Source organism: Parerythrobacter aestuarii, from assembly GCF_030140925.1.
In the GTDB taxonomy this organism is placed as follows: domain Bacteria; phylum Pseudomonadota; class Alphaproteobacteria; order Sphingomonadales; family Sphingomonadaceae; genus Parerythrobacter; species Parerythrobacter aestuarii.
This window is the reverse complement of the sequence record NZ_JARBWD010000002.1, coordinates 179669-201223: the sequence shown is the minus strand read 5'-3', so window position 1 is coordinate 201223 and position 21555 is coordinate 179669. Positions and strand designations below refer to the sequence as shown.

General features: G+C 63.4%; 23 protein-coding genes and 1 pseudogene. 15 read left to right on the top strand and 9 right to left on the bottom strand.

The window, feature by feature from the left end:
- The first annotated feature begins 136 nt into the window (after positions 1–136).
- Genes QPW08_RS14070 through QPW08_RS14055 form a run of 4 tightly spaced genes read left to right on the top strand, consistent with a single transcriptional unit; the run spans position 137 to position 2092 of the window.
- Positions 137–421 (top strand): BufA1 family periplasmic bufferin-type metallophore, encoded by a 285-nt coding sequence (locus QPW08_RS14070; protein ID WP_284126544.1) that lies wholly within the window; start codon positions 137–139, stop codon positions 419–421.
- Between the two features lie 23 nt (positions 422–444).
- Positions 445–894 (top strand): DoxX family protein, encoded by a 450-nt coding sequence (locus tag QPW08_RS14065; RefSeq protein ID WP_284126543.1) that lies wholly within the window; start codon positions 445–447, stop codon positions 892–894.
- 24 nt (positions 895–918) lie between these two features.
- Positions 919–1449 (top strand): sigma-70 family RNA polymerase sigma factor, encoded by a 531-nt coding sequence (locus tag QPW08_RS14060; protein WP_284126542.1) that lies wholly within the window; start codon positions 919–921, stop codon positions 1447–1449.
- 1 nt (position 1450) lies between these two features.
- Positions 1451–2092 carry a DUF1109 domain-containing protein gene (locus QPW08_RS14055; protein ID WP_284126541.1) on the top strand — a complete coding sequence of 214 codons (642 nt, stop codon included), beginning with the start codon at positions 1451–1453 and terminating at the stop codon, positions 2090–2092.
- A 12-nt stretch (positions 2093–2104) separates the two neighbouring features.
- Here QPW08_RS14055 and QPW08_RS14050 read toward each other — a convergent pair whose 3' ends face one another.
- Positions 2105–3112, bottom strand: a complete 1008-nt coding sequence (locus tag QPW08_RS14050) for a CorA family divalent cation transporter (RefSeq protein WP_284126540.1) — start codon at positions 3110–3112, stop codon at positions 2105–2107.
- 114 nt (positions 3113–3226) lie between these two features.
- Here QPW08_RS14050 and QPW08_RS14045 point away from each other — a divergent pair, with 114 nt between their 5' ends.
- Positions 3227–5008 carry a DUF885 domain-containing protein gene (locus tag QPW08_RS14045; protein WP_284126539.1) on the top strand — a complete coding sequence of 594 codons (1782 nt, stop codon included), beginning with the start codon at positions 3227–3229 and terminating at the stop codon, positions 5006–5008.
- On the opposite strand, the gene QPW08_RS14040 is transcribed toward QPW08_RS14045, so the two are convergent.
- Positions 4983–6218, bottom strand: a complete 1236-nt coding sequence (locus tag QPW08_RS14040) for an acyltransferase family protein (RefSeq protein WP_284126538.1) — start codon at positions 6216–6218, stop codon at positions 4983–4985. The two genes, QPW08_RS14045 and QPW08_RS14040, sit on opposite strands and share 26 nt — an antisense overlap.
- Positions 6219–6265: 47 nt before the next feature.
- On the opposite strand from QPW08_RS14040, the gene QPW08_RS14035 reads away from it, so the two are divergent.
- The 6 genes from QPW08_RS14035 to QPW08_RS14010 are packed head-to-tail and all read left to right on the top strand — an operon-like array spanning position 6266 to position 10800.
- Positions 6266–7117, top strand: a complete 852-nt coding sequence (locus QPW08_RS14035; RefSeq protein WP_284126537.1) for a LytTR family DNA-binding domain-containing protein — start codon at positions 6266–6268, stop codon at positions 7115–7117.
- 53 nt (positions 7118–7170) lie between these two features.
- Positions 7171–8319 carry a flavodoxin-dependent (E)-4-hydroxy-3-methylbut-2-enyl-diphosphate synthase gene (ispG, locus tag QPW08_RS14030; protein ID WP_284126536.1) on the top strand — a complete coding sequence of 383 codons (1149 nt, stop codon included), beginning with the start codon at positions 7171–7173 and terminating at the stop codon, positions 8317–8319.
- Position 8320: 1 nt separating this feature from the next.
- On the top strand, positions 8321–8587 hold the full coding sequence (locus QPW08_RS14025; protein WP_284126535.1) for a hypothetical protein: 267 nt from the start codon (positions 8321–8323) through the stop codon (positions 8585–8587).
- A complete protein-coding gene (locus QPW08_RS14020; protein ID WP_284126534.1) occupies positions 8577–9119 on the top strand; it encodes a thioredoxin family protein in 543 nt (180 codons plus the stop codon). Before QPW08_RS14025 ends, QPW08_RS14020 begins: the two co-directional genes overlap by 11 nt.
- A 33-nt stretch (positions 9120–9152) precedes the next feature.
- On the top strand, positions 9153–10070 hold the full coding sequence (locus QPW08_RS14015) for a histone deacetylase family protein (RefSeq protein ID WP_284126533.1): 918 nt from the start codon (positions 9153–9155) through the stop codon (positions 10068–10070).
- A gap of 13 nt (positions 10071–10083) precedes the next feature.
- On the top strand, positions 10084–10800 hold the full coding sequence (locus QPW08_RS14010) for a murein L,D-transpeptidase catalytic domain-containing protein (protein WP_284126532.1): 717 nt from the start codon (positions 10084–10086) through the stop codon (positions 10798–10800).
- A 3-nt stretch (positions 10801–10803) separates the two neighbouring features.
- On the opposite strand, the gene QPW08_RS14005 is transcribed toward QPW08_RS14010, so the two are convergent.
- Positions 10804–12204, bottom strand: coding sequence for a L,D-transpeptidase family protein (locus QPW08_RS14005; protein ID WP_407674572.1), 1401 nt, complete (start codon positions 12202–12204; stop codon positions 10804–10806).
- Between the two features lie 156 nt (positions 12205–12360).
- Between QPW08_RS14005 and QPW08_RS14000 the strand changes: the two genes are divergently transcribed.
- Positions 12361–13245 (top strand): DMT family transporter, encoded by an 885-nt coding sequence (locus QPW08_RS14000; RefSeq protein ID WP_284126530.1) that lies wholly within the window; start codon positions 12361–12363, stop codon positions 13243–13245.
- Positions 13246–13383: 138 nt separating this feature from the next.
- Here the strand turns inward: QPW08_RS14000 and QPW08_RS13995 are convergent, their stop codons facing one another.
- Positions 13384–13542 (bottom strand): hypothetical protein, encoded by a 159-nt coding sequence (locus QPW08_RS13995; protein ID WP_284126529.1) that lies wholly within the window; start codon positions 13540–13542, stop codon positions 13384–13386.
- A gap of 203 nt (positions 13543–13745) precedes the next feature.
- Here QPW08_RS13995 and acnA point away from each other — a divergent pair, with 203 nt between their 5' ends.
- On the top strand, positions 13746–16421 hold the full coding sequence (acnA, locus tag QPW08_RS13990; protein ID WP_284126528.1) for an aconitate hydratase AcnA: 2676 nt from the start codon (positions 13746–13748) through the stop codon (positions 16419–16421).
- An 80-nt stretch (positions 16422–16501) separates the two neighbouring features.
- On the top strand, positions 16502–17005 hold the full coding sequence (locus QPW08_RS13985) for a rhodanese-like domain-containing protein (protein WP_284126527.1): 504 nt from the start codon (positions 16502–16504) through the stop codon (positions 17003–17005).
- A gap of 78 nt (positions 17006–17083) precedes the next feature.
- Here the strand turns inward: QPW08_RS13985 and QPW08_RS13980 are convergent, their stop codons facing one another.
- Together QPW08_RS13980 and ruvB are read right to left on the bottom strand one after the other, a co-directional pair.
- Positions 17084–18277 (bottom strand): PEP-CTERM sorting domain-containing protein, encoded by a 1194-nt coding sequence (locus tag QPW08_RS13980; RefSeq protein WP_284126526.1) that lies wholly within the window; start codon positions 18275–18277, stop codon positions 17084–17086.
- A 230-nt stretch (positions 18278–18507) separates the two neighbouring features.
- Entirely contained in the window at positions 18508–19581 is a 1074-nt protein-coding gene (gene ruvB, locus QPW08_RS13975; protein WP_407674571.1) for a Holliday junction branch migration DNA helicase RuvB, read from the bottom strand.
- Between ruvB and QPW08_RS13970 the strand changes: the two are divergent.
- Positions 19557–19937, top strand: a pseudogene (locus tag QPW08_RS13970) (GIY-YIG nuclease family protein). The gene ruvB and the pseudogene QPW08_RS13970 overlap by 25 nt on opposite strands.
- A gap of 37 nt (positions 19938–19974) precedes the next feature.
- Here QPW08_RS13970 and QPW08_RS13965 read toward each other — a convergent pair.
- Genes QPW08_RS13965 through ruvA form a run of 3 tightly spaced genes read right to left on the bottom strand, consistent with a single transcriptional unit; the run spans position 19975 to position 21505 of the window.
- Positions 19975–20526, bottom strand: coding sequence for a DsrE family protein (locus tag QPW08_RS13965; protein ID WP_326521314.1), 552 nt, complete (start codon positions 20524–20526; stop codon positions 19975–19977).
- Positions 20523–20906 (bottom strand): hypothetical protein, encoded by a 384-nt coding sequence (locus tag QPW08_RS13960; RefSeq protein WP_284126524.1) that lies wholly within the window; start codon positions 20904–20906, stop codon positions 20523–20525. The genes QPW08_RS13965 and QPW08_RS13960 overlap by 4 nt, the downstream gene beginning before the upstream one ends.
- Entirely contained in the window at positions 20903–21505 is a 603-nt protein-coding gene (gene ruvA, locus QPW08_RS13955) for a Holliday junction branch migration protein RuvA (protein ID WP_284126523.1), read from the bottom strand. The genes QPW08_RS13960 and ruvA overlap by 4 nt, the downstream gene beginning before the upstream one ends.
- Between the last annotated feature and the right edge of the window lie 50 nt (positions 21506–21555).

Sequence of the window (21555 nt, the reverse complement as noted above, 5' to 3'; positions counted from 1 at the left end):
GCAGCCGCTGCCACGCCGGTTACAGCCAAAAAAATAGCAAGTGACTGTAACGTCCTGCTCTGTCGCGGCGAAACGACAGCCAGCCCGGCAACGCTGCCGGTCACCCCCGACCCCCAAGTAAGTGGAGCACAGACCAATGACCAATGCCCCTCTCGCCCGCGCTGCCGGGCTCGCCCTCACCGCCACGATCGCTGCCGGCCTCGCCGCGTCCCCGGCAACCGCGCAAAGCAAGCCGATGGAGAAATGCTACGGCGTCGCCAAGGCTGGCCAGAACGACTGCGCCGCCGGCCCCGGCACCAGCTGCGCCGGGACTTCCACCCGCGATTACCAGGGCAATGCGTGGAAGCTGGTGCCCAAAGGCAGCTGCGAAAAGATCGAAACGCCCAAGGGCAAGGGCTCGCTCAAGCCGATCAAGCGCTGAGCCGGTCAAGCAGGAGAGCAAGCGTGCAGCGTGTCCTTTCTTCCTATGATCGCGTCACTCGGTGGCTCGGGTCCCGCTGGATCGAAAGCGGCGCGCTGCTGCTTACCCGCCTTGCCCTTGCGGGCGTCTTCTGGCGCTCAGGCAGGACCAAGGTGGTCGATGGCAGTTGGCTGACCATCGACGAAACGCAGTATTACCTGTTCGAGGAATTCCGCCTCCCTCTATCACCCCAGCTCATGGTGCCGGTGACGACCTATGCCGAGTTCCTCTTGCCGATCCTTGTCGCGCTAGGGCTGCTGACACGGCTATCCGCGATGGCGCTGCTTGGCATGACGCTGGTGATCCAGTTTCTGATCTTCCCCGATGCATGGTGGCCGACTCACAGCCTGTGGGCGGCGATGGCGCTGGTGCTGGTGAGCCGCGGCGGCGGAATGGTATCACTCGACGCTGTGCTTGCACGCGGTCGGCGCTAAGGTCATGCCCATGGGAGAGGAGATGTGATCGCAGACGAAGCCACGCTGGCCCAGCTGATGCGCAGGTCGCAGCAAGGCGACAAGCGCGCCTATACCGTGCTGCTGGACGAGTGCGCGATGTGGCTGCAGCGCTACTTCCGGCGGCGCGTGCCACCGCACCAGCTCGACGACCTGGTCCAGGACGTGCTGCTGGCGCTGCACCGCAAGCGCGACACATGGGATGCCGGTCGGGCATTCCTGCCGTGGCTGGCAGCCATCGCGCGCTATCGCTGGGTCGATCACCTGCGTAAGGTCTATCGCACCGAGGCCGACCAGCTGGAAGACTGGGATGCAGCGGAGGAAAGCAACGAGGAAGCCGTGCTGGCGCGGCTCAGCCTCGAGCGCCTGTTCGTGAAACTGCCTGAGAAACAGGCGCAAGTAATCGAACTTGTGAAGATCGAAGGGCTTTCGATAGCGGAAGCCTCAGCCAAGTCCGGCCAGAGCGAAAGCCTGGTCAAAGTGAATATCCATCGCGGGCTCAAGAAGCTCGCGACGCTGATTGAGAAGGCGGAATGAAATGAACAAGGCGAACCAGGCATTGATTGCAGATCTGGTCGACGATTTGCAGCCCGTGCGGGTGATAAAGGCCCGACATGGGCTGTGGCTGGCTGCGGTCGCAGGAGCCATTACCGTGCTGTCGGTGTGGCTGCTGGCTGGCCTGTGGAGCGGAATGATAACGGGTGAGGCTTCGGCCTTCTACCTGGTCACCAACGGCCTGTTGCTGCTCTTGGGCCTCGCCGGAGTATCTGCAGCGGTTGCGCTCGCCAGCCCGTCAGTCGGGAACCGTCAGGATGGCCCGAAATGGGCGCTGGCTATGGTCACAATCCTGCCACTGGCGGCCTTTGCAACAACATTCGCCGCCGGACGTGGTCCGGGCGCGCTGATGGATCCCTATAGCCTCCATTGCCTGCTTTCAGGCACGGCAGCGTCCGCGCTGACCTTCCTCGTGCTGGCCTACTGGCTGCGGCGCGGGGCACCGGTCTCGACTGAAACCGCCGGGCTGTTCGCCGGGATCGCTGCCGGCGCGATCGGCGCTTTCGCCTATGGCCTCAGTTGCCCGATCGATGGGGTCTCGCACCTGGGGCTGTGGCACGTCCTGCCCGTGGCGATCTGCGGCGTGCTGGGCCGGGTGATACTGCCGCCGATCATTCGCTGGTAGGCGTGGTGGCCCTCACAGCCACTTCCATTTCCAGAACAAGTAGAGCTGGGCGGCGAGGATCGCACCGCACAGCCCGACCACCATCCAGAAAGCATCGCCGCTGTCGACACCCGGCATACCGCCGACATTGATGCCGAGCAGGCCGGTAATGAAGCCCAGCGGCAGGAAAATGCCTGCCACGATGGTCAGCATGTAGGTGGCCTGTTCGCTGCGTGCGATCGCTCCGCCGCGTAGCTCATCCATCAGGACAACCGCACTCTCCTTGCTGATATCGAGATCCTCGAGATACCGCTTCAAGCGGTCGATCGATTCAGCGATCTCGCGCCGATCGTGATCCTCGAACCACGGCGGGGCATAGCGGCTGATTGCTTCCAGCGCTTCGTGCATCGGACCCATATGACGCTTCAGGCCCAGGCAATTGCGGCGGATCGTGGAGATCATTGCCATCGCTTGCTCGGGATTATCCTCTGGATCGCGTTCCTCGAGTCCGTCGAGATGATCGTTCATGTCAATGATCGCGCTGCTCATGCGAGTGATCATGGCTTCGGTCAGCTCGGTAATCAGGGCCCCGCAGTCGCTTGGCCCTGCCTCACGCCGGTCGATCATCTTGAGCACATGGCGCGGGGTCTGCAACGGCATCCGGCGCAAGGTGAGCAGCCGGATACCATCGCACCACAGCTGCATCGACAGCATGTCTTCGGGCTCTGCCCCGGGATTGAAATTGATCCCCCGCAGCGTCGCCACGAGAGTGTCTCCTTCGCGAAATGCGCGCGGTCGGGTCCGGTCGCTGACGAGCAATTCGCGGGTTGGCTCGGAGATGCCGAGATGTTCGAGATAGGCTTCGACGCCGGGCGCGTTGCGGCACAGGTGGACCCACAGCACTTCGCCTGTGCGCTGTGGCTGCCAGTTCATTGCCTCGGCCCACTCGAGCGGATGACCTGCGCCCTCGCCATCAAGCACCCGCGCAAACAGCAGCGGGCCGTCGATACAATCGGTTGCAGGGGATTCGGCAGTCGTCATATCAGGGTTGAAGGCGGAATTTCCTCGGTGCGCAAGTGTCGTTGGTCTGATCACCCCTTGCGCAGGCCCCGGCATTCACTCACACCGCGCGCAATTCTTCGGAGGAGAGAACACATGCGCCCCATCGTTTCAGCCATAGCCCTGACCTTCGCCAGCATTGCGATACCAGTACACGCGCAAGACGCTGCAGCTGCGGAGGCTCCATCCGAAGCGCCCAGCTGGGTGGATATCTCGAACGGCTACACGCAGAAGCTGATCGCCTTCGACGCCGGGTTTTATCCTGAAGGCGCATCTGCAACCGGTTACGAGCAATATGACGGCCTCGCTTTCGACCTCGCCCTTGATCGCGACGAGCGCTATCTTGCCGGGGCGACGGCGCTGAGAGCCGAGTTCGAAGCGGCCATGGCAATGGAGAGCGATCCCTATGTGAAGCAGGATCTCGCGATCCTGATCGGCTCGCTCGATGAAAGCATCGAAGGGATCGAACTCAACCGCAAGCTGATGCTGGAGTGGACCGATGTGCCCGAAGCCATCTTCGGCGGTGTTTCCAGCCTGCTCGACGAGCGCGTTTCGCCAGAGCGCAAGCAAAAGGCGGTTGAACTGCTGCAGCGCTATGTCGGGACCTACGAAGGCACGACGTCGCTCGCCGAACTTGCCAAGGCGCGTTGGGAAGCCAGCCAGGGTGACGGCAAGAAGGGCCCGTATAACGTCGAAGTGAGCGAAGCGGTTACCAAGTACTCGACCTATGCCGCCGGCATCCGCGAGCTGTTCACCCGGTTCGAAGTTACCGGTGCGGAAGAAGCGCTGGACGCCATGGATGCCCAGTTCGCCGATTATGGCTCCTGGACAACCGCGACCGTCCTGCCGAAGGCCCGCGACAATGCCCGTTTGCCGGAAGAGCTATATGCGCTCCGCCTGCGCCAGGTAGGTATCGATATCGATCCGCGCGAAGCCATGGCGCAGGCGCGACGCGGCTACTATGAATTACGCGCGCAGATGGATGCGCTGGCACCCGAAGTCGCGCAGAAGTTCGGCTTCGAGGAGACCGACTACATCGGCGTGCTGGGTCGGCTCAAGCAGCAGACCATCCCCAACGACGAAATCGAGGATTTCTACCACAATGTGAATGGCTTGCTGGAAGACAAGATCCGCGCCAACGCCATTGTCTCGCTGCCGGAGTACCCGCTGCAGATGCGGCTGGCGACGCCGGCGGAAGCCGCGGCCCAGCCCGCTCCGCACATGTCGCCGCCGCGCCTTATCGGCAATACCGGAGAGCAGGGCCAGTTCATCCTGACAGCCGGCAATCCGACCGCCGGTGAAGGGGATGCCTATGACGATTTCAATTTCCCCGCCGCCAGCTGGACACTGAGCGCGCATGAAGCGCGGCCCGGCCATGAAATGCAGTTCGCTGCGCTGGTCGAGCAGGGCGTGTCGCTGGCGCGGCTGCTCTACGCCTTCAACAGCGTGAATGTCGAAGGCTGGGCACTCTACGCCGAGGCCGAAATGTTGCCCCACGAGCCGATCGAGGGCCAGCTGATCGCACTGCAGTTCCGCCAGCTGCGCGCGGCGCGTGCAGTGCTCGACCCAATGCTCAACCTCGGCCTTATTACCCGCGAAGAGGCCGGGCGCGTGCTGCGCGAAGAAGTCGGCTTTTCGCCCGGCATGGTGAAGCAGGAGCTCGACCGCTACACCTTCCGCGCCCCGGGGCAGGCCGGCAGCTATTATTATGGCTACCGCAAGCTGATCGACCTGCGGGTAGAGACCGAGCTGGCGCTGGGCGACAGGTTCGACAAGAAGGCCTTCAACGACTTCCTGCTGAGCCAGGGGATCATTCCGCTCGAACTGATCGCCAAGGCCGTGCGCGAGGAATTCATCCCGTCGCAGCTGGAAGATTGATTGCTGCGGGCTTGGGGGCTGGCGGGACGCGCCACCCCCGCAGCCCGATCAGCACCCGCAGCACCGGCACTTCGCGGCCGATCCGATAGAACAAGCAGCACCCCAGTGTGGTGACCAACATGGTCAACACGAAGGCCATCGCAATGGGCATGGCGAGTGGGCGCAGATACCAGATGAACGCCACGATGATGGTCTGGTGGATGATATAGAACGGGAACACAGCTTCATTGAGCATGGCCCGGCTGGCATGGTCGCGATTCCAGAACCGGTCGGAAAGGCCGATCAGCGCCAGGATTACCAGCCATGACTGTGTGCTGCGCAAGGCGGTGTAACCGATCTCCAGCCACATCGGCCAGTCGGGGTTACCGGTCATGTGCCATGCGATAAGCAGCATCGCCGCAGTGCTGGCCAGTGCCGAAAGGGCCAGCCCTGCCCACCACTGGCGTATGGTCGTCCAGAGCGTAGCCGAATACCGCAGCAGCACGCCGAACAGGAACATCGGCAGGAAGATCCAATGCGCGGCGAAATCGTCGACCAGCGCGTGGGTGTCACTCAGCCCGGGAAAAACCAGCGTGTAGCGAGCCACGATCCAGGCAACCGGCACCAGCAACAGCAAGGGTCCGCCAAGCAGCAGCGATCCAGCCTTCGCAGCCAGCGCCCTGCCTCGCGCGCCGAGCAGCAGGTGCAGGCCGATCAGCGCCAGCGTGTAAGCGAACAGGTAAACCACGAACCACAGGTGCTGCCAGGTCGGCATGATGATCCCGCCGAGCGCGCCGAAGCGGAAATAGTCACTGCCCCAGAAGGCGAGATAGCCGCGCGCATATCCATGGTTGAACATCAGGTCGATCCACACTTGAGGCGGGATGATAAGCACCGCACCAAAAACCAGCGGGATCAGCAGCCGTGCACTGCGTGAACGCAGGAAGGCACCGGGTGTCATCTTGGCGAACAGTGCCGCGCTGGCATAGCCCGAGACAACGAAGAGCAGCGACAGCCGCCAGCCGTTCATCGCCAGCATCGGCAGCCGCAGGGTCTCGCTGATCCCCGTCCATTTGACATGCCAGTCCCATGGCACGAAGCCCATGCCGACATGGTAGAAGATCAGCATGGCAAAGGCGGCGATGCGCAACCAGTCCATGCCGTAATGGCGGCCCGTTGTGGGATCGGCGAGCGGTGTCGCGGAGTGAGAAGGCGTGTCTGTGTGTTCCATGACCCTGCTGCTAGGCGCAGCCCGCCAAGCTCTGCTATCGCCAAGCCATGAGCGGCGATGCGTCAGGGACGGGAAGCGAAGGCGCTGGGACGAGCGGCAGCCGGTCCGTGACAAGCGGCAACCGCCGACTGGCCATCGTCGCAATCGCCCTGCTCTTCGCCATCTATGGCGGCATGGAAGTCTACGCCAATGTCAGCTCGATCATCGCCGACACCGAGCGCAGCGGCGGTCAACCGGTCACATGGATGATCTGGGCGCTGGAAGGTTCGAGCCTAGTCGGCTGGACCTGCGTGATTGCCCTCTTGTGGCTGGCCTTGCCTCACATCCTCCCGCCCCGGCGCAGCTGGCCGATGGCGCTGGCCTTGCTGGCTGCCGGAGCGTTCCTGGCTTCGGCCCTGCATGTTGGCCTGATGGTTGGGTTGCGCGAAGCGATCTGGGCAGCCAAGGGCGTTGACTACGTTTTCCCCTCAGGGATTGGCGGCTGGCCCTACGAGCTACGCAAGGATTTGCCCGACTACCTGTTGTTCGTGCTGATCCTGTCCGCAGCGCGCTGGTATCTGGGACAATCTTATGCGCCATCGGGCGAATCTCGGGTCTTCACCGCCGTGGATGGTGCGCGCCGGATTGCTCTGCCGTATGACGAAATCGACCATGTCGAAGCGGCCGGCAACTATGTCGAGATCCACTCCGGCGAACGCACGATCCTCCACCGAGCCACGATGCAGGCCATCGAAGGCGAGCTTTCTCCCTACGGCTTTGCCCGCATCCATCGCTCGCGACTGGTCCGCAAGGCAGCGGTGCGACAAGTCGAAACAGTCTCCAGCGGCGATTTCGAAGTCACACTTTCCAGTGGAGCGTTGCTACGCGGAAGTCGGCGCTATCGCGACGCGCTCAACTAGAGACAGCAACCAAGCGCCTTTAACCCGCCATCCATCGCGCCTATAGAGGGGCCATGTCCAGCGTACGCCCCTGGCGCGAAATCGAGCGCCGCCAATGCCGCCAGATCATGGTCGGCGATGTTCCCGTTGGCGGGGATGCCCCGATCACGGTGCAGACCATGACCAACACGCCGACCGAAGACGCGGTGGCGACGATCAACCAGATCCGCCGCTGCGAGGACGCCGGAGCGGACATCATCCGCGTGTCCGTGCCGACTGCCGAAGCCAGCGCAGCATTCGGCAAGATCACCAAGGCAGCGCGGGTGCCGATCGTCGCCGACATCCATTTCCACTACAAGCGCGCGCTGGAGGCCGCCGATGCCGGTGCCGCTTGCCTGCGCATCAATCCCGGCAATATCGGTTCGTCGGAACGCGTCGCAGAGGTCGTGCGCGCGGCAAAGGCCAATGGCTGCGCCATTCGCATCGGGGTCAACGCCGGCAGCCTTGAGAAAGACCTGCTGGAGAAATACGGCGAACCTTGCCCGGAAGCGCTGATCGAAAGCGCGCTCGACCACATCAAACTGCTGCAAGACCACGATTTCCACGAATACAAGGTGGCGGTGAAGGCGAGCGACGTGTTCCTTGCCGTCGCCGCCTATCATGGCCTCGCCGATGCCGTGGATTGTCCGCTGCATCTCGGCATTACCGAGGCGGGTGGCCTGATCGGCGGGACAGTCAAATCCTCCATCGGCATCGGCAGCCTGCTGTGGGCCGGGATCGGCGACACCATCCGCGTGTCGCTGAGTGCCGAGCCCGAGCAGGAAGTGAAAGTCGGCTTCGAGATGCTCAAGGCGCTCGGCCTGCGCACGCGCGGCGTCCGTGTCGTGTCCTGCCCCAGCTGCTCGCGGCAGGGCTTCGATGTGATCCGCACGGTCGAAGCGCTGGAGAAGCGGCTCGAGCATATCAAGACGCCGATGAGCCTTTCGGTGCTCGGCTGCGTCGTCAATGGCCCCGGCGAAGCGCGCGAGACCGATATCGGCCTGACCGGCGGTGGCTCGGGCAAGCACATGGTCTATCTTTCAGGGCTCAAGGACCACCATATCGAGAGCGAGGACATGCTCGACCACATCGTCAAGCTGGTCGAGGAAAAGGCCGCGAAGATCGAGGCTGGCGAAGCGACGGCGTTCGACCCACATGCGCCTCAGGCCGAAGCGGCGGAATGAGATGCCTGAACCTGCGCGGATAGACACGCCTCAAGAAACCCCGGTCACAGAGCCAAGTAGGGATAGCCTGCCCTCTGTCACTGCGGGTCCCCGCGCCATTACCGCCATGGCAACCGGTGCTTTCGCCCTTGGTGCGCTGGCGATGGGAGCCGTCGCTATCGGCGCGCTCGCTGTCGGCCGCATGGGAATAGGCCGCTTGCGCATCCGCGATGCCCGGATCGATCGGCTCCGCGTCGGAAAACTCGAGATCGACGGCGATGATGCGTAATATCAGGAAAGCGATACCCTATGCTGCAGTGTTGGCGGCAGCGCCACTGATCGGTCCGTCGGCATCGCTCGCTGGCGAGACCGAAGCAGCCGCGCCGGACCACCCGGAAGCGACCCCTTTCGACAAGAAGGCAGACGCCACCGCCAATGTCGATGCTGCGCTCGTCCGCGCAAACGAACGCGGAGCGCTCGTGATGATCGTGCTCGGTGCCAACTGGTGCCATGACAGCCGCGCGCTGGCCGGGTGGCTGCAAAGCGAACGGTTCGCTGGCTTGATCGAGGACCGGTACGAAGTGGTCTATGTCGATGTCGGCCACCCGCAGAAAGGCAAGGGCCGCAACCTCGACATCGCCGCGCGCTTCGGGCTGGAGGAGGAAGTGACGAACACCCCCACCCTACTGCTGCTCGACAACGAAGGCCGCCTGCTCAACGCCGACACCGCCAAGAGCTGGCGCAATGCCGCCAGCCGCAGCGGCGAAGAGATTTACGATGAGTTGGCGTTGATGGCCACAACCGAGATGGCGAGGGAATAGGCGCTGCTCCATGTCGTCCATCATGCCGATTACATGGCCCCGCGCCCGGAGCGGGGGACATTCCGGTTCGACAAGTATTTCCTTGTCATGGAAGCGCTGAGGGCAAGCGACGCGGCGATCACCGAGCACGCACCCGAGCCGATGCCGCGCCCATGGCTCGAAGCGGTGCATTGCCCCGATTACGTCGAGCAAGTCTTCTCCGTCACTGTCCCGCGCGAGAAGGAGCGGCGGATCGGGTTTCCCGTCACCGAGCATATTCGCGACCGCGTGCGGCATACCAATGGCGGGACGTGGTTGGCCGCGCAGCTTGCCTTCGAGCACGGCTATGCCGCCAATAGCGCGGCGGGCAGCCACCATGCGCTGCATGATACTGGCGCAGGCTATTGCGTATTCAATGACCTGGCCGTGGCGGCCAACCGGCTGATCGCCGAGGGCGATGCCCGGCGCATCCTGGTGATCGATCTCGACGTGCACCAAGGAGACGGCACCGCCAGCCTCACCGCCGGCCGCGAGGATATCGTCACCTTCTCCATGCATGCGGAGAAGAACTTCCCGGTGCGCAAGGCACGCTCCGATCACGACGTGGCCCTGCCCGACGGGATTGGCGATGCCCACTACCTCGCCGTCCTTGGGGAACACCTGCCGTCCTTGCTCGACCGGGTACAGCCCGACCTCGTGCTCTACCAGGCTGGAGTCGACCCGCACCGGGACGACAAGCTGGGGCGCCTTGCCCTCTCGGACGAAGGTTTGCAGGCCCGCGACCGCTGCGTGATCCGCCATGCTCGCCAACGCGGCGTCCCCGTCGCCAGCGCGCTTGGTGGCGGTTATGGCGACGACCAACACGCCATTGCCGCCCGCCATGCTCGATCCATGCTGGCAATGGCCGCAGAAAACGCACGGTTTACCGCTCCTGGTGCGGACTCTTCTACGATTGCTTCAGCTGCGCTATAGTAGGCTGCAGAACATGAAACGTCGCGATCTTATCAAAGCCACGCTTGCCACCGGGGCGCTCGCTGCGCTGCCGACGCGCGTGTTTGCCCAGCCGGCGGCAGGTTCGGTCCGTGATCGCAAGCTCTTCGCGCTGGCGAAGGAACAGCTCGACAAGGCTGGCGACGTCATCTGGAAGCGCGACATCGTGGGCATCGCCGACTATGGCCTGCGCTCGGACGAGAACCGCTTCCATTTCGTCAATCTCGACCGCGAGGAAGTGACCAGCTACCTCGTCAGCCACGGCAGCGGGTCGGATCCCGAGCATGACGGCTGGCTCAACCGCTATTCCAACGTCGAAGGCTCCAACGCGACGAGCAAGGGCGCCTATGTGACGTGGGAGTGGTACAAGGGCCGCTACGGCACCTCGGTGCGCCTCGGCGGGCTCGACGAGACCAACGACAACGCGCTGCGCCGCTATATCGTGATGCACCGCGCGGCCTATGCCGAGCCAGAGCATATCGAGCGCTGGGGCCGCCTCGGTCGGTCCAACGGCTGCTTCGCAATGGGCGAAGAGCAGTTCCGCATCGCCTTGCTCAACCTCTCGGGCGGCCGGCTGCTCTATGCCGATAGCCTGGGCTGGGCAGAAGACGGTTCGATTGTCACCGCACCCGGCCGCCAACAACCCGATCTCGCGCTGCTCACGCCGAACGATGCGACCGGCCAAGACCGGACCAACCCGGGCGTTTTCTGATCCCTAAGGCGCAGCGTCGCGCAAGTCGTCTTCGATCACGATCACCTGCTCATCGGTCACGCGCGACCGGTTGGCAACGCGCGGTGCGTCGAACGCTGCCAGCACCGCGCCATCACGGCCATAGATGTCGTTGAAGCCGGACAGCTCGCCATCGATGTTGGTCGCCATGGTGAAGTAGGTGATGTAGACTGGCATCTTCTTCTCGAACGGCACGCGGGTGTACTTGCCGCTGGCCAGCATCTCGACCCCTTCGTCGGCGGTCAGGCCCGCCTGCAGGATTGCCAGCGTCAACGCCAGTTCGCTGGCCCGCTCGGTGCGAATGCAGCCATGGCTCAGCGCCCGCGCAGTCGAGTTGAACAGGCCCCGGCTGGGCGTGTCGTGCAGGAAGATCGCGTGCCGGTTGGGCATGTCGAGCTTCATCTTGCCGAGCGAATTGCCGGGCCCGGGCTGCTGGACCACGGTGACCCAGCCATTCGCGCCGCGTGTGGCGGTATAACCGGCCCGCTTGGCCCATGCCGGATTACCCAGCACCCGCGCGCCCAGCCCTTCGCCCTTCACGATACTTTGCGGCACCGTCCATGTCGGATTGAGAATTACGCCTTCGACCAGTTCGGCCAGCTGCGGGGTCGCAGTGCGGCCCGGCTTGCCGACGATGGTCTTGTAGGTGCGGACGATCTTGTCGTTCACTGTCAGGCGCAGCTGGTATTCCGGCACGTTGGTGATCAGGTACTGCCCGCCGAGATCGCGCGGAAGCCAGCGCCAGCGGTCCATATTGGCCTGGATCTGCTTGTAACGCGCGCTGCCCGGGGTCGCCTTGGCAAGAGCGGTGCGCAGCACGGCATAATCGGGGTGAAGCGGGGCAACTGTCTCCAGCGCGCCACCGATGTCACCCGATTCAATGGCTTCCTTGAGCACGCTGGCCGAACGATAGCGATCCGCATCCGGGTCCATTACGAACCACTGCTTGCGCCCGTTCATGGGGGTGCGGCCATCGCGCATGTCCTCGACCAGCCAGATGAAACGCTGGCTGGCACCCTTGTCGAGCGCTTCACCAGGACCGGCGGCGATCAGTGCCTGCAGGCCAGGAAGGTCGTAGTCGGCCGGACGCAGGCCTTCGCCATCGATCGTGGCGATGACCTCAGCCAGCTGCTGTGCCAGTTGCACGGACCACGGCTGGACCACCGGATCGACCGGCTGGACAGTCAGGAATTCATCGTCGAACGCTTCCTGCACACTTCCCTGTGTGGGCGCATCATAGTCCTGCACCGCTGGGGTGCTCGCCGGAGCAGGCGTAGGAGCCGAGGCCGGTTCAGGCGGCAAGAGGTTTTCCTGCGCCACCGCGCCGATCGGCAACAACACGCTCGCCCCGAGCAGGAGAATGGATTTACGCACCGGCACTCGCATGATTTTTCAGCCCCAAATTTAATGCGCTGGACGATAGCACTCCAGCAACAGCAGCAATTTGCCGCATTCGACAAATTGCATCAAGCATCGACGCTTTCGAAAAGCTGAATTGCCTGCCTACGTGACGCGAACGCAATGGCTGACTAAAGGCCTAGCATGCCGCGCAGCGACCATCCCCTGTTGCCATTCCTCATCACGCTTGCCGGGGTCGGCATGCTATCGCTGATGGACGCCTTCATGAAAGGCGCCTCGCTCGCAATCGGGGCCTATAGCGCGGCAGTGCTGCGCTCGAGCCTTGGCCTGCTCCTCATCGCACCGGTCTGGCTTGCGGGCGGCGGCAAATGGCCGCAACCCCATGTCCTTAGGCTCCACTTGCTGCGCGGCACGAGCTCGACCTTCATGGCGCTGAGCTTCTTCTATGCATTGACCAAACTGCCGATTGCGGAAGCCATCGCGATTTCCTTTATCGCTCCGCTGATTGCGCTCTACCTTGCAGCGATCCTGTTGGGCGAGACTGTGTCGAGAAGAGCAATCTGGGCGTCAGTGCTTGGCTTTGCCGGGACAATTGTCATTATCGGCGGCAAGATCGGCAGCGAATCGCCGAACAACGACTTGTGGCTTGGCCTCGCCGCGATCATCTTTTCTGCCTTGCTCTATGCGTGGAACTTCATCCTGATACGCCAGCAATCGCAGGTCGCCTTGCCACGCGAGGTCGCGACGTTCCATTCCGGGGTCTCTGCTGTAATCCTGGGACTGGCAGCACCCTGGTTCTTCGTGTTGCCAAGCACAGACGTGATGATCGCCGTCGGCTGGTCCGCGCTGCTCACGGTAGGAGGCGCAATGGCGCTCGCGTGGGCTTATGCCCGGGCGGAAGCCCAGGCGCTGGTGCCGATCGAATACTCCGGCTTCCTGTGGGCTTCGTTGTTCGGCTGGCTGTTCTTTCGCGAAGCTGTGACAATGCCGACCATTGCCGGAACCGTGCTGATCGTGATCGGCTGCTGGATCGCCGCCCGCGCGCCGACTGAACAAAGCACGATCTGAAAGGCCCAGGCTTGTTGTAGGCCGCCCTCCACCCCCATGGAGAGCGGCCACCGGGCAGGCTCGACGTCATGCCGGCGCGTGCCGACACGGCTGTTTTGCGACCCGAAGTGCCCGGCTTGCCCCCTGTTGGGATTGGCCTTAGCGGGAACCGAGCTCAGCCTCGTGGGGCTGGGCTTCAAGCGGTGTCCCCGAAAAGACAATGGCTGCAGCAAAGCTTGCAGCAACGACCATCGCGGCGGAGAGAATACCCGCCTTGAGGCTGCCCAGCGTGTGCGTCGATTTTTCGTCCTGTCGCACGCCCGGCCGCCCCCTGTCTCACAGCGATTGCGTTGCATGCTTAATGACGGAATTTACAAATCCGCACCAGTAAACACTTGTAACGTCTCTGCACCTCGATCCCCTTGACCTGAGCGCTGCAAAAGCGCAGGTGCGCAGGCGAAATCACGGGCGAAGCGCGCTCTCCGCGCCGCCCCTCCATTATCGCACTGAAAGGATCCCGGATGACCCAGGTCGGCAAAGACACGCTTGGAACCCGCAGCACGCTCTCTGTTGGCGGCAAGGACTACGCCTATTACTCCTTCGCCAAGGCAGAAGCGACCATCGGTGACGTTTCCAGGTTGCCGTTCAGCATGAAAGTCCTGCTGGAAAACATGCTGCGTTTCGAAGACGGCGGCTTCACTGTTTCGACCGACGACATCCAGGCCATTGCCGACTGGCAGAAGAATCCGGTCACCGGCAGCGAGATCCAGTACCGCCCGGCACGCGTGCTGTTGCAGGACTTCACCGGCGTGCCGTGCGTCGTTGACCTTGCCGCCATGCGTGATGCGATCAAGACGCTCGGCGGTGATACCGCCAAGATCAACCCGCAGGTTCCGGTCAACCTCGTCATCGACCACTCGGTGATGGTCGACGAATTCGGCCACCCCAAGGCGTTCGAAAAGAACGTCGAGCTCGAATACGCCCGCAATGCCGAGCGTTACGACTTCCTCAAGTGGGGTTCCAAGAGCTTCCAGAACTTCTCCGCCGTGCCTCCTGGCACCGGCATCTGCCACCAGGTCAACCTCGAGCACATCGGCCGCGGCGTGTGGTCGACCGAGGACCAGGACGGCGCGACTGTGGCTTACCCCGACACCTGCGTGGGTACCGACAGCCACACCACCATGATCAACGGCCTTGGCGTACTCGGCTGGGGCGTCGGCGGGATCGAGGCCGAAGCTGCCATGCTCGGCCAGCCGGTCTCCATGCTGATCCCTGAAGTCGTCGGCTTCAAGCTGACCGGGGCGATGGCGGAAGGCGTCACCGCCACCGACCTGGTGCTGACCTGCGTGCAGATGCTGCGCGAAGTCGGTGTCGTCGGCAGGTTCGTTGAATTCTACGGCCCGGGCGTGTCCAACCTCAGCCTGGCCGACCGCGCCACCATTGCCAACATGGCCCCCGAATACGGCGCGACCTGCGGCTTCTTCGGGGTTGACGACAAGACGCTCGATTACCTGCGCCTTACCGGCCGGAGCGAAGAGCAGATCGCGCTGGTCGAAGCCTATTGTCGCGAACAGGGCATGTGGTTCGAGCCGGACAACGAGCCGGTCTTCACCAAGACACTGGACCTCGACATGTCGGCGGTCGTCCCCAGCCTCGCCGGTCCCAAGCGCCCGCAGGACAAGGTCATCCTCCCCGAGGTGGACGAACTGTTCAACGGCGACCTGCAGAAAGTCTACGGCAAGTCTTCCCCGGCCCGTGTCCCGGTTGAAGGCAAGGATCACGACATTGGCGATGGCGATGTCGTGATCGCGGCTATCACCAGCTGCACCAACACCTCCAACCCGGACGTGCTGATCGCCGCCGGCCTCGTCGCCAAGAAGGCGGTCGAGAAGGGCCTCAAGCCCAAGCCGTGGGTCAAGACTTCGCTCGCACCGGGCTCGCAGGTCGTGACCGACTATCTCGAGAAGGCGGGCCTGCAGGACTATCTCGACCAGATCGGCTTCGACCTGGTCGGCTACGGGTGCACCACCTGCATCGGTAACTCGGGTCCCCTCGCCCCGCCGATCAGCAAGGCCATCAACGGCAATGACATCGTCGCTGCCTCGGTCCTTTCGGGGAACCGCAACTTCGAAGGGCGCGTGAGCCCCGATGTGCGCGCCAACTTCCTCGCCTCGCCGCCGCTGGTGGTAGCCTATGCACTCAAGGGCACCGTCACCGAAGACTTCGTCTCGACTCCGATCGGGCAGGACCAGGACGGCAATGACGTGTTCCTCAAGGATATCTGGCCGTCCAACCAGGAAGTGGCCGATGTGCGCAGCAGCAGCATCGATCGCACCATGTTCGAAACCCGCTATGCCGATGTCTACAAGGGCGACGAGCACTGGCAGGCGATCAAGGTCGAAGCGTCCGACACCTATCAGTGGCAGCCGGGCAGCACCTATGTCGCCAGCCCGCCGTTTTTCGAAGGCATGGAGATGACCCCGGCCCCGGTGCAGGACATCACCGATGCCAAGCCGCTGGCGATCCTCGGCGATTCGGTCACTACTGACCACATCAGCCCGGCCGGTTCGATCAAGGAAGACAGCCCGGCAGGCCACTACCTGCGCGATCACCAGGTCGCCAAGGCGGACTTCAACTCCTACGGCTCGCGCCGCGGCAACCATGACGTGATGATGCGCGGCACCTTTGCCAATATCCGCATCAAGAACGAGATGGTCCCGGGCGTCGAAGGCGGCTTTACCACCTACAATGGCGAGCAGATGGCAATCTACGACGCCGCGATGAAGCACAAGGAAGACGGTACCCCGCTGGTGGTGATCGGCGGCAAGGAATACGGCACCGGCTCCAGCCGCGACTGGGCCGCCAAGGGCACCATCCTGCTGGGCGTGCGTGCTGTGATCGTTGAGAGCTTCGAGCGTATCCACCGCTCCAACCTCGTGGGCATGGGTGTGCTGCCGGTACAGTTCAAGGATGGCGACACCCGCGAAACGCTGGGTCTCAGCGCGACCGACACCTTTACCATCAAGGGCCTTGCCGACATGAAGCCGGGGCAGGACATCATCGTCCATGTCACACGCGAGGACGGCACAACCTTCGAATTCGATGCCAAATCGCGCATCGATACGGAGAACGAGCTGGAATACTACCGCAACGGCGGCATCCTCCAATACGTCATCCGCAAGCTGGCGGCCGCCTGAACCAGTAGTATGGGCTGTGACCCATTCATAACCGATCCATCCTCTTCGGCGCACTATGAGTGCCGAAGAGGAGAGGATCGATGCGACAATCCATCATTCTGCTGGCCGCCACGGCATGCGCCACTGCCACGCCTGCTGTTGCGCAGGACGCACCTGAAAACCCGCTGATCGACTATCCCGGTTTTGCCGAGCTTACGTTGGAAGTCGCGCCTTTTCGCGAGGGCCGGCGGATCCCTCTCGCCCAGTTCCTCGCCAAGGCGCAGGAAGAGGGCGCGATCATCCTCGACACCCGGAGTGCCGCCGCTTTCGCGGCCGGGCACATGGCAGGGGCGATCAACCTGCCTTTCTCCGACTTCACCGATGACAAGCTGCGCAAAGTGCTAGGGGAGGACACCTCCCGCCCGATCCTGATCTATTGCAACAACAATTTCTCGGACAACGCTGCCCCGGTGGTGTCGAAGCGCGCCCCGCTGGCGCTCAACATCCCGACCTTCATCAACCTCTACGGCTATGGCTACACCAACATCTGGGAACTGGCCGACGTGGTGGCGACAGGCGATATCGACTGGGTCGCAGCGCCGTAGCCTGCGCCTCCGGATACAAGAAGGGGCGCGGTCCGGCATGGAACGCGCCCCTTGCTTTCGGGTCATGTGAAGGCGGCGTTACGCGGCCTTCTTGCCCTTCGCGAACTTGCGGCGACCGAACACGGCTGCGGCGCCCAGACCGAACAGGATCGCCATCGGCGGAGCCGGAACCGGCGTACCGCTGGTGGTCGAGCTCATCCCGCTGGTCGAGCCGTTGGACGAACTGGACGTGCTCGATGACGTGCTCGAGCTGGTCGATGACGACGAACTGGTCGAACTGGTGATGTTGCCCGAGCTGGACGTCGAGGTCGAAACATTGCCTGATGTCGAAGACGATGTGGACGACGACGATGAAACGTTGCCCGAGGTCGAGGACGACGACGAAACATTGCCCGAGGAAGAACTCGAAACGTTACCCGAAGACGAGCTGCCACCAGTCGAACTGGTCGTGGTCGAAGTGATCCCCCCCGTGGACGTGGAGGTGGAGCTGCCGCCGGTCGATGTGGAAGTCGAGCTGCCACCCGTCGATGTCGAGCTGCCCCCGGTCGAAGTCGATGTCGAGGTCGAGCCGCCGAAGCTGGAGTTGTCGATATCGATATCGATCACGATGCCGCCGGTCGAGCTGCTCTCACCACCAGATGTGGAGCTGGAGCTCGAACTGGACGTCGACGAAGCAACGCCGCTGCTGCCACCAGTGGTAGTGGTGGTCGAGGTTACGGTCACATTGCCGCCGCTCGAACCGCCGCCACCAAAGAAGCCGCCGAAGAAGCCGCCGCCGAAACCGCCGCCGAAGCCGCCGCCACCGCCGATCACGGTTACGCCGCCGGCGTCACCGCCACCGCCGCCCGAGAAGCCGCCACCGACCGGGAACACCGCCGGTGCCACCGACATGATCGGCATCGCCATGGTCCCGCAGCCATTGGCATAGCTTCCACCGGCGTAAGCGCCGCTGGCATAGCCACCTTGCGCACCATAGGCACCCTGGGCACCTGCAGCGGCCGGCCCATGCGCCATCGGATAGCCGCCTGCGCCCATGCCGCCGGCAGGGACGCAGTCGACCACGCGTTCGATCACGCGCTTCTTCCGCTTCACCTTCTTCGGCACCTTGCGCTTGACGACGCGCTTTTCCTTGACGTATTTGACGGGCTGCGCCTTCACCGATTTGGTGGACTTGTAGCCGACCGTCGCCGCCTGCGGCTCGGCGACGTGGATCGCACCGCCAGCCAGCAGCACACCGCCGGCAGCGGTTGCGGACAATTTCGCCAGGGCCATTTTTACCGACATGGGCAAACTCTTTTGTTCCTGCTGGGGCTTTCCTCACAACCGGCGTCTCCGGCGTGGGCGTATCCCCGTGCTGCCCTTGGAACAGCCTGGGCGTTAACGTCGCAATCGCGTTAACCATGAAAGCGACGTGTCACTTCGTTTTTTTGGGACCGGACAGCGCGTTAGCTGACGGATTGTCCCGCTATGGGACCGAAATCGCGGAAATCATTGCCTCAGCGTTAAGAATTCTCGTCGAACAGGCCCGTCTGCGATCCGGCTGGCGGGGTACGTTCCAGGTGTTCCCAGCCGCGATCATTGAGGCAGCGCCCGCGGGCCGTGCGGGCCACCAGGCCAAGCTGGATGAGGTAGGGTTCGACCACTTCCTCGATCGTATCGCGCGGCTCGGCGAGGCCCGCTGCGAGCGTCTCTACCCCCACCGGGCCGCCTTTGTAGATATCGGCGATCATGGTGAGATAGCGCCGGTCCATGGCATCGAGGCCCAGCCCGTCGACCTCCAGCCGGGTCAACGCGGCATCGGCGATTTTCGCGGTGACGGTGACGGCCTTCTCGACCTCGACGAAATCGCGCACGCGGCGCAGAAGACGACCGGCCACCCGGGGCGTGCCACGCGAACGCCGTGCGATTTCGCGGGCGCCGGCGGGCTCGATCGGCAGGCCCATCAGCCCGGCCCCGCGGGTAACGACCTTCTCCAGCTCTTCCTCGGTGTAGAAGTTGAGCCGGACCGGAATGCCGAAGCGGTCGCGCAGCGGCGTCGTCAGCAGGCCCTGCCGTGTCGTGGCGCCGATCAGTGTGAAGGGCGGCAAGTCGATCCGCACGCTGCGCGCGCTGGGCCCCTCGCCGATGATGATATCGAGCGCGCGATCCTCCATCGCCGGATAGAGCACTTCCTCGACCACCGGGTTGAGCCGGTGGATCTCGTCTATGAAGAGGACATCGTGCGGCTCGAGATTGGTAAGCAGCGCGGCCAGGTCGCCCGCCTTGGCAATCACCGGGCCGCTGGTGGCGCGGAATCCGACGCCCAGCTCGCGGGCGATGATCTGCGCCAGCGTTGTCTTGCCGAGCCCGGGCGGGCCGAAGAACAGCGTATGGTCCATCGCCTCGCCGCGCGACTTGGCAGCCTCGATGAAGACGGCCAGGTTCCCCTTCGCCGCCGCCTGCCCGACGAATTCGCCCAGCGATTTGGGCCGCAGCGCCGCGTCCGGGTCTTCCGGTTGCCGGTCAGGCGTGTGGAGGGGGATTGGGTCGGTCACAGTTGCCCTATACCGCCATGCTGAACTTGTTTCAGCATCCATGCTGCGGCAATCACCGGAACATGCCGATTGAGCGCAATCCCTGCGTCTATATCCTCGCGAGCCAGCCTCGTGGCACACTTTACATTGGCGTCACGTCGGACCTTGAGAAACGTCTTTGGCAACATCGCGAAGGTATCACCGGCGGCTTTACTTCGCGCTACCGGGTCAATCGCCTCGTCCGCTACGAGCTCTTCGGTGACATGGAAGGCGCGATCCTTCGCGAGAAGTAGTTGAAACGCTGGCACCGTCAATGGAAGATCAACCTCATCGAAGGCGACAATCCGCATTGGATCGATCTGGCGATTGGGTTGGGCTTTGAGCCGCTGTCTCCGCACGAGGGGAGCGATGGATCCTGAAACGAGTTCAGGATGACGATCAAAACAGTTGCTCCACTCAAAACGGATTCACCGTAAAGCCTTCGCCCTGCAGCACGGCGTGCGCGGTCATCGCGCTGAGCGCCATTTCCACGCCGGGGATCAGGTCGTCGCGGGTCACGCCATAGGCTGCCGCGCTCTGGCCGCAGACGATAAAGCGGACGTCGTGGTCGAGCATCGAACGCACCATCGCGCCTGATCCGTTGGTGCCTTCCAGGCCCTTCGCCGTCCAAGCCCCGTCGCGCAGCAGGTCCATCACCGCCTTGCCATGCACCACCACGGCGATGCGGATGTTTTCTTCCGGCACGCCATGCGCGACATGCATGTTGATGAAGCGCGCCGCACTTTCGAAGCCGCGGTTGCGCCCGCCGTCCGCCGCCGGGGTGGCGACGTCGAAGGCGATGGCAAACTGGGAATCGGCGGGCAGCTGATCGATCCCTGCGACCGGGGCATGCGGACCGAAATCGGCGAACACCGGCCCGGTCTGGAACGCTGTCATATCGGCCTGCTGAGCGACAGCCGGAGTTGCCGCTAGCGCCAGCGCTGCGACCGCGATCATTGCCTTCATCATTCGCTCTCTCCTTCGTCACCGCCCCAGCGCCTGACCAGCCACAGCAGGATCAGGAACGCCACCGCCGCCAGGATCTGGTAAAACGGCAGGATTACGAACATCAGCGCTGCGGTCGAACCCGCTCCCGGATCATGCGTCGCATCGAAATAGGCCCAGATGCCGCTCACCGCCATGGCAGCCGCGCCCAGTGTCTTGAGCCCTACCTGGCTCGGGCCAACGCACAGCACGCCGATCGGTACGCTTGCAAACACGACATAGCCAATCGCCAGTGGCCACCATTCGGGATCGCCCGGCTGGCCTGAACTCGCCACAATCGCGAAGATCGCGAGGCCGTAGGCGATCAGGACAAACCGACGCCAATCTCTCTTTTCCGCACTCATTGCGCAGCCTTTTTCAATGCGACGCGTATGAGCTCGCCCTCGCTCGCGCCCTCTCCCAGTTCACCGTGCGCAGCCGCCACTGCCCTCGCAGCAACGACCGGCTTGAACCCCAGGTTCTCAAGCGCGCTCACCGCATCGGCGCTGACGCTCCCGGCAGGGCTCGCGGCCATAGCTACCGCACCCGGCGCAGAAGGCAAGCTCCCCGCCTTGTCTTTCAATTCATTGACAATTCTGCCTGCGAGCTTGGGGCCGACGCCCTGCGCGCGGGCGACCATTGCTGCGTCTCCATTGGCGCAGGCCGATTGCAGTTCCCCGGTCGAAAGCGCGGAAAGGATCGCCAGGCCGACCTTGCTGCCAACGCCCTGCACCTGCGTCAGCAGCCGAAACCAGTCGCGCTCGCTCGCTTCTGCAAAGCCAAGCAAGCGCATGTCATTCTCGCTGACCTGCAAGTCGGTGTAGATCGTGCAGCCCTCGCCTTGTTCGCCCAGCGCGGCCAGCGTCTTTGAGGAACAGTGCACGAGGTAGCCAACGCCCTGCACATCGATCACCGCCCAGTCGGTGCCGGTTTCGTCGAGAAGGCCCTTCAGCTTGGCAATCATGGTTTGTTCTTGCGGCACAAGAAACTGTAGGTCCAGCAAATATGGACAGG